General features: G+C 60.4%; 9 protein-coding genes and 1 tRNA gene. 2 read left to right on the top strand and 8 right to left on the bottom strand.

Going from position 1 to position 15,269, the window contains the following annotated elements:
* Positions 1-27: 27 nt before the first annotated feature.
* Positions 28-3,552 (bottom strand): indolepyruvate ferredoxin oxidoreductase family protein, encoded by a 3,525-nt coding sequence (locus tag ACYVNQ_RS19735; RefSeq protein ID WP_460904965.1) that lies wholly within the window; start codon positions 3,550-3,552, stop codon positions 28-30.
* Positions 3,553-3,882: 330 nt separating this feature from the next.
* Here ACYVNQ_RS19735 and ACYVNQ_RS19730 point away from each other — a divergent pair, with 330 nt between their 5' ends.
* Both ACYVNQ_RS19730 and ACYVNQ_RS19725 read left to right on the top strand, forming a co-directional pair.
* Positions 3,883-4,815, top strand: coding sequence for a LysR family transcriptional regulator (locus ACYVNQ_RS19730; protein ID WP_460904247.1), 933 nt, complete (start codon positions 3,883-3,885; stop codon positions 4,813-4,815).
* An 83-nt stretch (positions 4,816-4,898) separates the two neighbouring features.
* Complete coding sequence (locus ACYVNQ_RS19725) at positions 4,899-5,489, top strand: HD domain-containing protein (protein WP_460904246.1); 591 nt, start codon at positions 4,899-4,901, stop codon at positions 5,487-5,489.
* 450 nt (positions 5,490-5,939) lie between these two features.
* On the opposite strand, the gene ACYVNQ_RS19720 is transcribed toward ACYVNQ_RS19725, so the two are convergent.
* The 7 genes from ACYVNQ_RS19720 to fdnG form a co-directional block, all read right to left on the bottom strand.
* Positions 5,940-6,032, bottom strand: a tRNA-Sec gene (locus ACYVNQ_RS19720).
* Between the two features lie 46 nt (positions 6,033-6,078).
* Complete coding sequence (selB, locus tag ACYVNQ_RS19715; protein WP_460904245.1) at positions 6,079-8,001, bottom strand: selenocysteine-specific translation elongation factor; 1,923 nt, start codon at positions 7,999-8,001, stop codon at positions 6,079-6,081.
* Positions 7,998-9,461 carry an L-seryl-tRNA(Sec) selenium transferase gene (gene selA / locus ACYVNQ_RS19710; protein WP_460904244.1) on the bottom strand — a complete coding sequence of 488 codons (1,464 nt, stop codon included), beginning with the start codon at positions 9,459-9,461 and terminating at the stop codon, positions 7,998-8,000. Before selA ends, selB begins: the two co-directional genes overlap by 4 nt.
* Before the next feature lie 13 nt (positions 9,462-9,474).
* Positions 9,475-10,410, bottom strand: a complete 936-nt coding sequence (gene fdhE / locus ACYVNQ_RS19705; RefSeq protein WP_460904243.1) for a formate dehydrogenase accessory protein FdhE — start codon at positions 10,408-10,410, stop codon at positions 9,475-9,477.
* A gap of 127 nt (positions 10,411-10,537) precedes the next feature.
* Positions 10,538-11,164: a formate dehydrogenase subunit gamma gene (locus ACYVNQ_RS19700; RefSeq protein WP_460904242.1), complete on the bottom strand. Its 627-nt coding sequence runs from the start codon at positions 11,162-11,164 to the stop codon at positions 10,538-10,540.
* Positions 11,161-12,123 (bottom strand): formate dehydrogenase subunit beta, encoded by a 963-nt coding sequence (fdxH, locus tag ACYVNQ_RS19695; RefSeq protein ID WP_460904241.1) that lies wholly within the window; start codon positions 12,121-12,123, stop codon positions 11,161-11,163. Before fdxH ends, ACYVNQ_RS19700 begins: the two co-directional genes overlap by 4 nt.
* A gap of 8 nt (positions 12,124-12,131) precedes the next feature.
* The gene (gene fdnG, locus ACYVNQ_RS19690) at positions 12,132-15,200 is read right to left on the bottom strand and encodes a formate dehydrogenase-N subunit alpha (protein ID WP_460904240.1); all 3,069 of its coding nucleotides are present in this window, start codon (positions 15,198-15,200) and stop codon (positions 12,132-12,134) included.
* Positions 15,201-15,269: the final 69 nt, after the last annotated feature.

Genomic DNA, 15,269 nt, shown 5'->3' with positions numbered 1-15,269 from the left:
TATGTAGCCATCTTCTCCTCTGGTACGTCAGCTCGCGAGACGCTGGTCCACGGGTTGTTGCCGTGTGCTTGCACGGTTCTCGAGCCGCGCCATTACTGCGGCAACGCTGGCCTCTTTCACATACCCGAATCCGCGCACCCGTTCCGGCCAGCATGCCTTCTCCACGGCTTCCGCGAGATTCGACGGGCTGAGCCCCGGCAGCAACTGCTCGATGCCTTGCCGATATTCGTCGATGAGACGCCGCTCCATTTTTCGTTCGCCGGTGTGGCCGAACGGGTCGAACGGCGTGCCTCTGAGTACTTTCAGCTTCGCCAGTCCACGCAGTACGTGCCACATCCACGCACCGTATTCCTTCTTGATGGGGCGGCCCTTTGTGTCGCGACGAGCGAAGAGCGGCGGTGCCAGATTGAAGCGCAGCGATAGCTTCCCTTCGAACTGCGCGTGCAACCGGTCAGTAAAGCGGCCGTCGGTATAAAGTCGGGCGACCTCGTATTCGTCCTTGTATGCCATCAGCTTGAAGTAGTACTTCGCCACCGCGGCGGTCAGCTTGCTGCCGTTCCTGAGCGGCTTTTCCACCGCACGCACGCGTTCGACGAGGTCCCGGTAGCGCTTTGCATACGCGTCATTCTGATACGCGGTCAGTTCTTTGACGTTTGCGTCGATCTGTTGATCGAGCGTGGGCGGAAACGAAATCGTGACCGTCTGCGGCGGCATCGCAATTGCACTCACGCGCGGCAGATCGACGGCTGCGTGACGGCCCCAGGCGAACGCGTTTTTGTTGGCCTGCACTGCCACGCCGTTCAGTTCGATTGCACGGGTGATCGCAGCCTCTCCCACAGGGATATAACCCTTCTGAAACGCGAAGCCGAGCATGAACAGGTTCGTCGCAATCGAATCGCCCAGCAGAGCAGTGGCGATTGTCGTAGCGTCGACGAATTCGGCCTTCTCCCCAGCCGATTCGGCGATCAGCTGCACGAGCTCCTGTTCCGGATACTGCCAGTCGGGGTCTTTCGCGAAAGCCCCGGTTGGTTGCTTATGCCGGTTCACAACCGCGGCCGTTCGGCCGCGCTTCATCTTCGCGATCGATTCCTGACCGCCAGCGGTCAACAAATCACACCCTAGAACCAGATCGGCTTCGCCGGCGGGGATACGCGCTGCCGCCATGCTTTCGGGCGATTGCGAGAAGCGCACGTGCGACGTGACTGCGCCGTTCTTCTGGGACATTCCGGTCATATCCAGCACCGAGACGCCTTTACCTTCGAGATGCGCCGCCATTCCCAGCAGTGCGCCGATCGTGATGACGCCTGTGCCGCCGATACCATTGATAAGCACGTTATAGGTGTGCTCGCAAGGCGGAAGCGTGACCGCAGGCAAGACCCCGAGTTCTTCGAGGTTCGCGCCTCCGGCCGTCGGCTTCTTGCGCAGCTTGCCGCCCCTGACGGTGACGAAGCTCGGACAAAAGCCCTTCACGCAGGAATAATCCTTGTTGCAGGACGATTGATCGATCGTTCGTTTGCGGCCGGCGGCCGTCTCCACAGGCAGGATCGAAGTGCAGTTCGACTGCACGCCGCAATCGCCGCAGCCTTCGCACACCGCATCGTTGATGAAAAGCCGTTTGTCGGGATCGGGGAATTGATGTTTCTTGCGACGCCTGCGCTTTTCCGCCGCACAGGTCTGGTCGTAAATCAGCACCGTCACCCCTTCGGTCTGGCGAAGCGCCTGTTGAACCGCATCGAGTTCGCTGCGATCGTTGAATGTGGCTGAATCCGGAAAGTCCGCTCGCGACCTGTAACGTCCGAGATCTTCCGTCACAATCGCGATGCGTTTGACACCTTCGGCTGCGAGCTGCCGTGCGACCCGGTCGACGGAAAGGGTACCGTCGACTGGTTGGCCGCCCGTCATCGCGACCGCATCGTTGTAGAGAATCTTGTAGGTAATGTTGACGCGAGCCGCCACGGCGGCACGAATAGCAAGCGACCCGGAGTGAAAATACGTGCCGTCGCCGAGATTCGCGAACACATGCGAGATTTTCGAAAACGGCGACTGCCCGATCCACGGAGCACCCTCGCCACCCATATGCGTGGTCGTCTTGTTGTGTTCCGGATAAATAGCCGTGGCCATCACATGGCAGCCGATTCCGGCAAGCGCAAGGCTTCCATCCGGAACCTTGGTCGACGTGTTGTGCGGACAGCCGGAACAATAGTAAGCCGGACGTGTCGGCGCGACGAACGAACGTGCAAGCAGTTGCCTTTTTTCGTCGATAAATTTCAGGCGCTCGGCAATGGTGTCGCTCGAATGAAACTTTGCAATGCGCCCCGCGATCACGCGCGCAATTTGCGCCACCGAGAAATCGGTCTTAGCCGTCAGCAGCCATTCGCCACGCGGGCCGCCCCACTCGCCGTTCTCGTCGAATTTCCCGACCACGCGCGGGCGCACACTTTCCTTCCAGTTGTACAGCTGCTCCTTGAGCTGATACTCGACGATCTGCCGCTTTTCTTCGACGACGAGGATTTCCTCCAGGCCATCTGCGAACTCGCGCACGCCCTCAGGTTCGAGTGGCCAGGGCATGGCCACCTTGAACACCCGGATACCGATTTCCGCGGCCTTGAGAGCGTCGATACCCAGCTCTTCAAGCGCCTCCATCACATCAGCATATGACTTGCCTGACGCGACGATGCCCAGACGCGCCCGTGGCGCGTCGATCGTCACATGGTTGAGGCGGTTCGCCCGCGCATAGGCAAGTGCCGCGTAGATCTTGTAGTCCTGCATCAGCGCTTCCTGCTTGCGCGCCTGGACGCCTAGCGGGTCGGTCGACAACCGTGCATGCACGCCGCCCTCGGGCAACGCGAATTCCGGCGGAATCGCCGTGACCAGGCTAAACGGATCGGCGTCGACTGAAGCGCTCGATTCGACTGTGTCCGCCAATGCCTTGAACGCCACCGCGCAGCCGGAAAACCGCGACATCGCCCAGCCGTGCAGCCCGAGCGTCAGATACTCCTCGACATTGGATGGATACAGCACAGGAATCATCGCTGCCGAAAACGCGTGCTCCGATTGGTGCGGCAGCGTCGACGAATAGGCACCGTGGTCGTCTGCAGCGACCAGCAAGACGCCACCGTGCTTCGACATGCCGGCGTAATTCATGTGCTTGAACACATCGCCGCATCGATCCACGCCCGGGCCCTTGCCGTACCACATCGCGAATACGCCGTCGTAGTCGGAATCGCCGAGCAGGTTGACCTGCTGCGTACCCCAAACTGAAGTTGCGGCCAAGTCTTCGTTCACGCCCGGCTGAAACCTGACATGGTTCGAATCGAGGTGTTTTTGCGCTTTCCATAGTGCTTCATCGAAGCCGCCCAATGGCGAACCGCGATAGCCTGAAACGAACCCTGCGGTATTCAGGCCGTTCGCTACATCTCGCAGGCGTTGAATAATCGGAAGACGGACCAGCGCCTGAACTCCGGACAGAAACACACGTCCCGACGTTTTCGTGTACTTGTCGTCGAGCGTGACATCGGCGTGAGCCAAACTGGCCTTCAACGAGCCGTCCATGCCGCGGGGCTCGAGCTGGGTCGCTTCCATTACTGTCTCCATAAACCTGGTATGGTTTGCGCGCCCCGCCCTTCATCTGCCGATATGCAGACTGGTGTTGGAGCGAATCGGCCTCGATAGTGGCCTGCCGACGCGTACTCGCCTGTCGATAACGCGTCCAGCAAGTCTATTCGTGTAGATAAGTGCGCAGGAAATACAGCATCGCGATGGCGCCATCTCGAACTGAGATAGCGCTAGTGAAGTGGTGATCCGAGTCAAGGTGAAAGGGGATATCATGTCCAATCTTTCTAAACAATCCTGAAATTCTGTCCTTTCCTGTTTTGGTGGCGTATGGATGTCCTTAATGGTATGCGGGCTTTTGTTCAGGTAGTCGAAGCTGGAAGTTTTAGCAGGGCGGCAGAACGATTGGGCACGTCGGTGCCTACCGTCACTCGCTTGATAGACCAACTGGAACATAGGCTTGATATAAGGCTGTTTCAGCGTTCGACCCGCCGCGTTTCACTTACTGATGCAGGCACCCGATATCTTGATGGATGCCTGCGTGCCCTGGCTCTAATCGATGAGACTGAAGACGAGGTTTCATCCGCGAGCCGTGAATTGCGAGGACGCTTACGCGTCATTTCCGGAAGCGCGATAGCGTTCTCGCACCTGGCTCCCGCTGTGTCGGATTTCATTTGTCGTTATCCGACCATCAGCATCGAGTTTTTCATGATGGACAATGCGTTCAACCTGGTAGAAGAGGCCAGCGATGTAGCCATCCTGGCGGATTATCTGATTCCATCGGAAACGGTTGTAGCGCGCAGACTGGTAACGCACTCCTACGCGTTAGTTGCGGCGCCGCTCTTGCTCAAGAAAGCCGAGCGCGTGGAAACGCCCTCCGATCTCAAATCGCTAGTTTTTCTGGGACGGCCGCCGGACCGAGGCGGCGCAACGCTTCATCTAAGAGGCACAAATGCTGCGGATGAAGTCCTGGAGCTGGTTCCAACTGTCATTTGCAACAATGCCCAAATGCTGCAGGAGCTCACTGCGCTAGGCTGCGGATTCTCGATCCTTCCACGGCACTTCATCAAAGCGGCTTTAACCAGCGGCACGTTGATCGAGCTGCTCCCGAACTACGAACTACGAGATCGTAGTGTCGATGTTTGCCTTGTGTACTCGAGCAGGAAACGGAACAGCCGTGTCGCCAGTGTTTTCATCGATCACCTCATTTCATGGTTCGAAACATCGGCTGATCCTCATCAAAATGATGAAAAAGACTTTTAGAACCTGTCGCGTGGCTGGCTCGTACTGCTAACGCTAAACTGCTTCGACCTGAACAACCCGACATAACGGGCATGGAGAGAAGCATGTTGACCGTCCCACAGTCTTATAACGCCACGTACACAACCATGGCTGATTCGACGCTCACTGACGTTGAGCACATTGTCGCTGGCCTCGCAAAATACACGGACCCGGAATACCTCACCGAGCTGTATAGCAAACTGCTGGTTCAACTCAAACACAGTAAAGAAGGGTTTCCCATCGATCGTTTCGAACATTCCTTGCAGTCCGCCAGCCTTGCATTTCGTGATGGACGCGATACGGAATATGTTATTTGTGCGCTCTTGCACGATGTGGGTGAACTTTTTGATCCGTATAGCCATGATTCCGTCATCGCTTCCCTACTGAAGAATTATGTATCCCCAAGCAACTATTTCATTCTGAAGAACCATACAACATTCCAGGGCTATTACTACTGGGAGAAGATTGGCCTGGACAAGAATTCTCGCGAGAAATTTTCCCTCTCTCCTTACTACGCAGAAGCAATCGAATTCGTTGACCGATACGACGACAAGGCGTTTGATACATCGTATCAAAACATGAAAATCGATGACTTCAAGCCCATGATGATCGAGTTCTTTTCCAACCGTCGAAAGAGCCCCGCTGTATTCGAATAATTTCGCGTCGCGAGATGCGCCGTGGCTCATCGTCTTTTCTATTTAGAACCCTGAGTATCACCATGAAAATCAAACCTGTTGTGCCCGCCTTGTTTGTCGCATCCATAGCTTTCGCCGCCCCGGCATTGGCAAGCGGTTACGGCCCTGCACCGGTCGATCGTCCCAGCATCGACACGCCCGTGTCTCAGCGGGGCCCAAACACCCAGACCGTGACCACCGACGCGCAGCGAGCGGGCGGAAAGAACGAAACTAGCAGCTATGGCGGCTCAAGTAACGCATCGTCGCAAACGGGCAATCGCGCTACCCCGCCATCGGGACATCGCGCGATTAATTCAGGCCATTGACATCAACGGCTCTACTCATGTTGCCGGCATGCTTTTACAAGAGTGAGCTGCCGGCGGACTGCTTTTCACGGTGAAAAGTGCGCATCATCGATGGGTATGCCTGAGGCGGAAAGCAGCCGGAGTCGAACCGACCAGGGAGTGTCTGACACCCCCTACTGAGTTTGAAGCTCAGCCGCACCACCGGGTACGTATGCCTTCCCTTTCCAGCCAATAAAAAATTGCTCAAAGAACCACAAAACCTGCACTCACAACGTCTCGCCAACCTTGCTATCCGTCCTCAGCATCCGAGCCTCGCGTTGAAACCGCGTATATCCGACGCGATCGAAAAACTCCAGCACCTGAATCGCGCGCTTGCGGCCAAGACCGGTCGCATCGCGAAACGACGCCGCGCTTAGCGTGCCGCCTTGCTGCTGCGCAAGCTGCGCGACGAGTTGCACCAGTTCCCGCACACAGTCGCGGTGATAAAAAAGATCTCGCACAACCTGATACACATCCCCCTGGCGTGCAAGCTTACGAAGCAGCGCACGCACGTCATCTTCCTGCCGATGCACGGCGGCCGCAAGCGTACGTACCCATGGTGGGTCGTAACGGCCTTCGGCAAGCAACGGCAAAAGCCGGGTCGCCAGCGCCTGTTCGTTGCCATCAAGCGAGACCGAATGTGTCGGCAGATGCAGCCATGGTCCACTCTTCGACGCACGTCCTTGCGCCACCAGCGTACCGACCAACGCATGCCATAGCGCATCCGGCAACAAAGGTGCCGCCATGCGACGCAAACGTGCCGCATCGGCCCCCGGCTCATCGGGAAAACGCACGTGAAACTGCTGCAGCGCGCCAGTCACCTGCTCCTGCATGCGCTCCCAATGAGCACGCAACACGATGAAACCGTTGTCATCGCCCTGAGCATGCGACGCGATATCGAGCACATCGGCAGGCAACGTCAATGCGTGATGCGGCAACCCCGTCAACGAGACCAACATCGAGCGCTGCATGCCTCGCGGCGCCTGTTCCAGCAGCGGCTCGAGCCGCCCCTGATCGAGCCATGTACGCAACGCATCCAGCCACGCGTGACGTTCGGCGGTCCTGCGCTTGCGCACAGGGCCAAACGGATCGAGCACTCGTCCGCCGCCCACTGTACGTGTTGCTTGCGCATTGCGCACGATAAAGCGATCGCCCGGCATCGCACACAGTGGCGTGTCGAACACCAGTTGCGCGCGAGCGCTGCTACCCGCCGATAACGCCTCGCCGTCGAGCAACGCGACATGCGCCACTTGATGTGTCGTACCCAGATGCACATGCAGCGGCGTCCAATGCTCGAGTGTGAGCCCCGCATCGGCAAGCAGCCTCAGTTCGACGTCGAGCCGCTCCGACGGTTTCGCAAGCCGCGCATCGACGATCCAGTCGCCGCGCGCGATCGCGTCTTTTTCCACTCCCGCAAGGTTGAGCGCGCAACGTTGTCCTGCTCGCCCGCTTTCCGCCTCGCGATTTTGCGCGTGAATACTGCGCACCCGCACTGTCTCGAGCGCGGGCGCAAGCATCAACGTATCGCCAGTCGACACACGCCCCGCGAAAACAGTGCCCGTGACGATCGTTCCATGACCCGCAAGCGTAAATACGCGGTCGACTGCGAGCCTGAACAAACCGTCGTCGCGGCGCGCCTGCCAAACCACGGCCGCGTCGTATAGATGCGCTCTTAGCCGCGCGACGCCATCATCGTCATCTACCGTCGCGTTGGTCTCGAAGACGGGCGCGCCGGCAAACGCCGTCGACGCGAGCCACGCGCCGATTTCCTCATGCACTTGCGCAAGCCGCGCCGCATCCACGCGATCGATCTTCGTCAACGCAACCGCGGCGCGCGTCACGCCAAGCAGTTCGAGAATCGCCAGATGTTCCCGCGTTTGCGGCATCACGCCGTCGTCGGCTGCAATCACGAGCAATGCGAAGTCGATTCCGCATGCGCCCGCAGCCATCGTATGCACGAGCTTCTCGTGTCCCGGCACGTCGATCACGCCGAGCACTTCACCATTCGGCAGCGGCGTATAGGCATAGCCAAGCTCGATTGAAATACCGCGGGCCTTTTCTTCCTTTAAACGGTCGGTATCGACGCCGGTCAGCGCACGCACTAGCGTAGTCTTGCCGTGATCGATATGTCCCGCCGTGCCGACGATCATAGACGCAGCTCCGCGCATTGCGCGATAAACGCTGCTTCGTCGCCCGCTTCGAGACAACGCAAGTCGAGCCGCAGAGCATCATCGGCAATGCGCCCCACGACGGGGCGAGGCAGTTCACGCAGCGCCGTTTCAAGCTGCACAAGTGCACGCCCGCTGCGTCGCGTCGCCGCGCTGCGCATTACGACGCCGTAACCCGGCAACTGGTCCACCGGTAACGCACCGCTGCCGATCTGGCTGAACATCGGCTCGACGCTTACGCTATAGCGTTCGCCCAGCGCATGTTGCAGCGCCGGCTGAACGCGCAGCGCGCACGCATGCATATCGGCGGAGGGCCGCGTGAGCAAACGCAACGTAGTCAGGCGTTCAGCCAGAAACTCGGGGGCACGGTATAAACGCAGCACCGGTTCAAGTGCCGCCAGCGTCAGCTTGCCGACGCGCAGCGCGCGCTTTAGCGGATGCTTCTTGATCTTGCGAATCAGCTCGGTGCGGCCGACGATCAATCCAGCCTGTGGGCCACCCAGCAGCTTGTCGCCACTGAACGTGACGAGATCCGCGCCCGCGTCGATCGTGCCGCGTACCGTCGGCTCCGCGGGCAGGCCCCATTGCGCGAGATCCGTCAGCGTGCCGCTGCCCAGATCGAACGCCACCGGCAGCGTATGCCTGTGTGCAATCTGCGCGAGCTCTGCGATTTCCACCGTCTTCGTAAAACCGCTGATCGCGTAGTTGCTGCAATGCACTTTCATCAGCAACGCGGTACGTGGATTGATCGCCTCTTCATAGTCTTTCGGATGCGTGCGGTTGGTCGTGCCGACTTCGCGCAGCTTCGCGCCGGCGCGCGCCATGATGTCCGGAATGCGGAACGCGCCGCCGATTTCGACCAGCTCACCGCGTGAGACGACGACTTCTTTGTTCGGTGCAAGCGCCGATAGCGTAAGCAATACCGCTGCGGCATTGTTGTTCACCACTGTCGCGCTTTCCGCCCCGGTGAGTTCGCAAATGAGCTCGTCGATCAGATCGTCGCGGTCGCCGCGTGCACCGGTTTGCAGATCGAACTCGAGATTGGTTGGGTGCGTCAGCGCCTCGACCACGGCGCGCACGGCTTCGTCGGGTAGCAGCGCGCGCCCGAGATTGGTGTGCAGGACGGTGCCCGTCAGATTGAACACCGCGCGCATCGTACTGCGTGCTCGCTGCTCGAGTAACGCGCTGACCTGTGTAACGATGCGTGATTCGTAACTCTCTGCGCTCAACGGCGCGATGTCAGCGTGCCCATCGCTATCGCCAGCGGCTTGCGCAAGCAATTCGCTACGCAGCGCATCGAGCGATGCGCGCGCCGCAGCCAGCACCTGCGTGCGACCATAAACACCGATCATCGGCTGCACGTCATGCGCGGACATGATCCGCTCCACCGCCGGCACGCGCGCCAGCCGCGCTCGCAGATCGCCTGTCGCCAATTCGCTCACGCGCTCTCCCCGCTCAATTGTCCGGCGCCGCTTCGGGCCACAGCAACGGATTGGGGCTGCCGCGCCGGTAGCCCGCCTCGTTCATCAGCAGATCGAGTGTCAGGCTCGCCAGGTCGTCGGCGAGCGGCTCGATCTCCATGTCCTTTTCGAGGTACCCAATCTTGCGATACGTATGGCATTCGTCGCACGATTCGGCCTTCAGCGCTTCGTTACCGCCCTCCACCTCGTGATACGAAATGCCTTTGGTCGAATCGCAATTCGAGCATTTCACGCGCACCATGTGCCATTCGTTACCGCACAGTCCGCATTGCAGATAGCGATAACCCTGATACGGGCCGCCGATCCGCACAATGCTCGCCACCGGCAGCGATCCGCATGCCGGGCACGCGCCCAGGGTTTCGAGGTACGGCAGCGCGCGCGCATCGAGCCGGCTGACCACGTCGGTCCATACCACCTGCAACGCGGCCATGATGAACGGCGCGCTGGCGGGTTCGATTTCGCTAAAACGCTGCGCGAGAATTGCGTCGGCTTGTGCTTCGAGTTGGGCGGGACGGCTCGTGCGCAGTGTATCGGTTAGCTGGCCAAGCGCGAGCGTCATGGCACCGGCGGCTTCGATGCGGTCGAGCAGTTGCCGCAGCACGTCACGCCACAGCGGATCGCGCTGTACGCCGCCAAGCGCCGGCGCGAGCGGCATCGAATTGTGCTGTGCGTGCGCGATCGCGGCGGCCGATGGCATGCTTGCCGTGCAGGTAGCCAGCAGCTGATGCTGCGCGTCGACCAGCGACGCCATCAGCCGCAGGTACGCGCCGATCGGGTTGCGCTCAGCAAGCGAACGCAGGCGCGCGGCCCGCGTGGCAAACAGCGTCGCCCGTTCGGGCAAACGGATGCGCGGAATCGCAGTTCGATCGAGCGACTCGATCTGCCCCACTTCGAGAATGCGCTGTACCAATTGAGTAGCTCCCGTTTGCAACACAGCCGTTGAGCCGGGCGCGGCATGAGCCTGCCGATTTTGGCGCGGATTGGCTCGCCGACGCAAGCGCAACGGGAGCCGTGGCGCCTGCATTCGCCCCGTACTGCTACTTGATGCTCTCCCGGAACCAGCGCGGATGATGCTTGCGCGCCCAACCCAGCGTGACGGTGCCGCGCACCATCGCGCTCACCGAGCCCTTGATCCACAGCGCCGCATAAATGTGCACGATGATCCCGACAATCAGCACGAATGCCGCGATCGAATGAATCAGCGCTGCGGCGCGCACCACATCGATCGGAAAGTAAAACGAGAAATACCGCCGCCAGATCACGATGCCGCTCAGTAGCAGCAGCGCGAGGCATGCCACCATCGTGAAGAACAGCAGCTTCTGCCCGGCGTTGTAGCGGCCGATTTCAGGCAGGTTTTCTTCGCGGTTCGCCAGCACATCGTCGATTTGGTGCATCCATTGCCAGTCGTTCCTGTCCAGATAGTTGTGGTGCCAGAAACGCAGCACCAGAATCAGGAACGAAACGAACATCACCAGCCCAACGAACGGATGCAGGATGCGCGTCCACTGGCCGCCGCCAAATAACGCAGACAGCCAGAACATCGCCGGATGAAACATCGCGAGACCGGACAGCGCGAGCAGCACGAACGTGATCGCGGTGATCCAGTGGTTGGTGCGCTCGTTCGGCGTGTAGCGCACGATCAGGTTCGGGTCGTCATGGCTCATTTGATCGGCTCCTCGGTTCTGCCTTCCGGTGGGTCGCCGGCGGGCCGGTCGCGCTGTTCGCGCAGCCGCCTTGCTTCTTCCCGCGCGGCGATCTCGTCGTCCTCGGTCACTTCGTTGGGGCCGATGCGGGTGTAGTGGAAGAAGCCTGCCAGCGCGGTAAACGCAATCGCGGCCAGCGCGAGCGGTTTGGCAAGGCCCTTCCAGACGCGCACCATCGGGCTGATCGACGGGTTGTTCGGCAGGCCGTGGTACAGCGAAGGATCATCCGCGTGATGCAGCACGTACATCACATGCGTGCCGCCCACGCCCGGCGGATCGTACAGGCCGGCGTGCTCGAAGCCGCGCTCCTTCAGGTCGACGATGCGCTCGGCCGCGTGCACTTTCATGTCCTCTTTGGTGCCGAACACGATCGCGCCGGTCGGGCAGGTCTTCACGCACGCCGGTTCCTGGCCTACCCCGACGCGGTCCGAGCACAGCGTGCACTTGTACACGCGGTGATCGGTCTGCGACAAACGCGGAATGTTGAACGGACAACCGGCGATGCAATACCCGCAGCCGATGCAGTTTTCCTCGTGGAAATCGACGATGCCGTTGGTGTACTGCACGATCGCCCCCGGCGACGGACAGGCCTTCAGGCAGCCCGGATCCTCGCAATGCATGCAGCCGTCCTTGCGGATCAGCCATTCGAGGTTGCCATTCGGGTTCTCGTATTCGGCAAAGCGCATCACGGTCCACGAATGCTCGGACAGGTCGTGCGGATTGTCGTAAACCCCGGTGTTGTAGCCGATTTCGTCGCGCAGGTCGTTCCATTCCATGCACGCGGTCTGACAGGCCTTGCAACCGATGCATTTCGACACGTCGATCAGCTTCGCAACCGTTCCGGTGGCAGGCGCGCGCACTGAAGTCTGCGGCACGGTGGTGGCCGACAGGCGCTTGATATCGAGTGATTGGAATGCCATGGCGCCCCCTATGCCTTCTCGACCTTGACCAGAAACGACTTGAACTCCGGCGTCTGGGTGTTGCCGTCGCCGACGAACGGCGTCAGCGTATTAGCCAGATAACCGGGCCGCGTCAGCCCCTTGAAGCCCCAGTGCAGCGGAATGCCGACTGTCTGGATTTTCTTGCCCTCCACCATCAGCGGTTTGATGCGTTTGGTGACCACCGCTACCGCGACGATCGATCCGCGGTTGCTCGATACCCTGATCCTGTCGCCGGCCTTCACGCCGATTTCGTGCGCAAGGTCTTCGCCGATCTCGACGAACTGCTGCGGCTGGATGATCGCGTTCAGGCGCGCGTGCTTGGTCCAGAAGTGGAAGTGCTCGGTCAGCCGGTAGGTGGTTGCCGTGTGCGGGAACGATGCTGCCTTGCCGAATGCGGCACGATCATCCGGGAATACACGTGCTGCCGGATTGTTGATCGCGAGCGGATTGTTCGGGTGCAGCGGGTTATAGCCGAGCGGCGTTTCGAACGGCTCGTAGTGCTCGGGGAACGGCCCTTCGTTCATACCGTCGCGCGCGAAGAAACGTGCGACGCCTTCCGGGTTCATGATGAACGGCCCCATGCCGGAATCGGGATTTTCGTCTGCCTTGTAGTCCGGAATATCGGCGCCGGTCCACGCCTTGCCGTTCCACGCAATCAGCTTGCGCGTCGGGTCGAACGGTTTGCCGGACAGGTCGCACGAAGCGCGGTTGTACAGCACGCGCCGGTTCGCCGGCCACGCCCACGCCCAGCCGAGCGACTGGCCGATGCCGGTGGGGTCCGCGTTGTCGCGCCGGCCCATCTGGTTGCCCGCCTGGGTCCACGAGCCGCAGAAAATCCAGCAGCCGCTCGCCGTAGTGCCGTCATCCTTCAACTGTGCAAAGCTGGACAACTGGTCGCCGCCCTTCACCAGTACCTTCGACGGATCCTTCGGATCGGTCAGGTCGACCACAGCCTTGCCATTGAATTCCATCGCGATCTCTTCAGGCGTCGGGCTATCCGGGTCCGAGTATGGCCAGCTCAGCTTCAACAGCGGATCGGGATATTTGCCGCCCTTTTCCTGATACGCGCGACGCATGCGCAGGAAAATCCCCGACATGATCTCGAGGTCGCTGCGCGCTTCGTCGGGCGCCTGCACACCCTGCCAGTGCCACTGCAGCACACGCGAGGAACTGACCAGCGAACCACGTTCCTCGGCGAAGCACGTGGTGGGCAAACGGAACACCTCGGTCTCGATCTTCGACGAATCGACGTCGTTGTATTCGCCGTAGTTCTTCCAGAATTCCGAGGTTTCGGTGGCAAGCGGGTCCATGATCACGAGCCACTTCAGCTTCGACAGCGCGGCCGTCATCTTCGCCTTGTTCGGCGCCGCGGCAAGCGGATTGAAACCCTGCGCGAGGTAGCCGTTCACCTTGCCCTGCACCATCAGCTCGTAGATCTGCAGCATGTCGTACGGTTTATCGAGCTTGGGCAGGTAGTCGAAACCCCAGTTGTTGTCGGCCGTGGCGGCGTCGCCGTACCACGACTTCATCAGGCTCACGTGGAACGCTCGGTAGTTTCGCCAGTAGCTCAGCTGGTTCGGGCGCAACGGCTGCGCCGCGCGCACCTTGATGTAGTTGTCGAAGTCCTGCTCGTTTTCGTTCGGCAAGGTCATGTAGCCCGGCAGCAGGTTCGACATCAGGCCGAGGTCCGTCAGCCCCTGGATGTTCGAGTGCCCGCGCAACGCGTTCATGCCGCCACCCGAAAGGCCGATGTTGCCGAGCAGCAGTTGCACCATCGCGCCCGTACGGATCATCTGCGAGCCGATCGAATGCTGGGTCCAGCCGAGCGCGTACAGGATCGTGCCGGCACGGCCCGGTGTCGAGGTGGTCGCGAGCATCTCGCAGACCTTGATGAATTTGTCCTTCGGTGTGCCGCACACGCGCTCGACCAGCTCCGGCGTGTAGCGCGAATAGTGCTGCTTCAGCAGGTTGTACACGCAACGCGGGTGCTGCAGCGTTGCATCGGTCTTCACGTAGCCGTCGTCGCCGCGCTCGTAATCCCATGACGATTTGTCATAGCGGCGCTTGTCAGCGTCGTAGCCCGAATAGATGCCATCGTTGAACGCGTAATCCTCGCGGACAATAAAGGTGAAGTCCGTATAGTTCTTCACGTACTCGTGCTGGATCTTGTCGTTCGTCAGCAGATAGTTGATGACGCTGCCCAGAAACACGATGTCGGTACCGGTGCGGATCGGCGCATAGAAATCCGCCACCGAAGCGGTACGGTTAAAACGCGGATCCACCACGATCAGTTTCGCGCCGCGATGCGCCTTCGCCTCGGTCACCCATTTGAAGCCGCACGGGTGCGCCTCGGCCGCATTGCCGCCCATTACGAGAATCACATCGGCGTTGCGGATGTCGACCCAATGGTTCGTCATCGCACCACGGCCAAACGTCGGGGCAAGACCTGCCACCGTCGGGCCGTGTCAGACACGCGCCTGGTTGTCGAACGCGAGCATCCCGGTCGCGCGGATCACCTTGTGCGTCAGATACCCCACCTCGTTGCTGCCCGCCGACGCCGCGAGCATGCCGGTGGTCAGCCAGCGGTTGACCTTCTTGCCATCTTCGGTGGCCTCGACGAAGTTTGCGTCGCGGTCCTCCTTCATCAGCTTCGCGATGCGGTCGAGCGCCTCGTCCCACGAAATCGGCTGCCACTCTGTCGCGCCGGGCGGCCGATACTCCGGATGTTTCAACCGGCTCGAACTATGGATAAAGTCGATCAGGCTCGCGCCCTTCGGGCACAGTGTGCCGCGATTGACCGGATGGTCCGGATCGCCTTCGATATGAATGATGCTGGCCGTGGCGTTCTTGGCGCCGTCGCCGAGACCGTACATCAGGATCCCGCAGCCGACCGAGCAGTATGGACAGGTATTGCGTGTTTCCGTGGTTCGCGACAGCTTGTACTGCCGCACTTCGGCAAGCGCGCTATCCGGCGAGTAGCCAAGCAGGGCCAGGCTCGAACCCGCCAGCGTGGATGCCGTCACTTTCAGGAACTGACGCCGCGACATCTGCAACATAGTTGCCCTCGCGTTTTCTGTTGTGGGGTGTCAAAAAGTATATGTGGCTTTTTTTCGCTTCGTACTTAC

Source organism: Paraburkholderia jirisanensis, from assembly GCF_054782355.1.
Note: the sequence above shows the minus strand (reverse complement) of the source record. Positions and strands in the feature narration are given on the sequence as shown.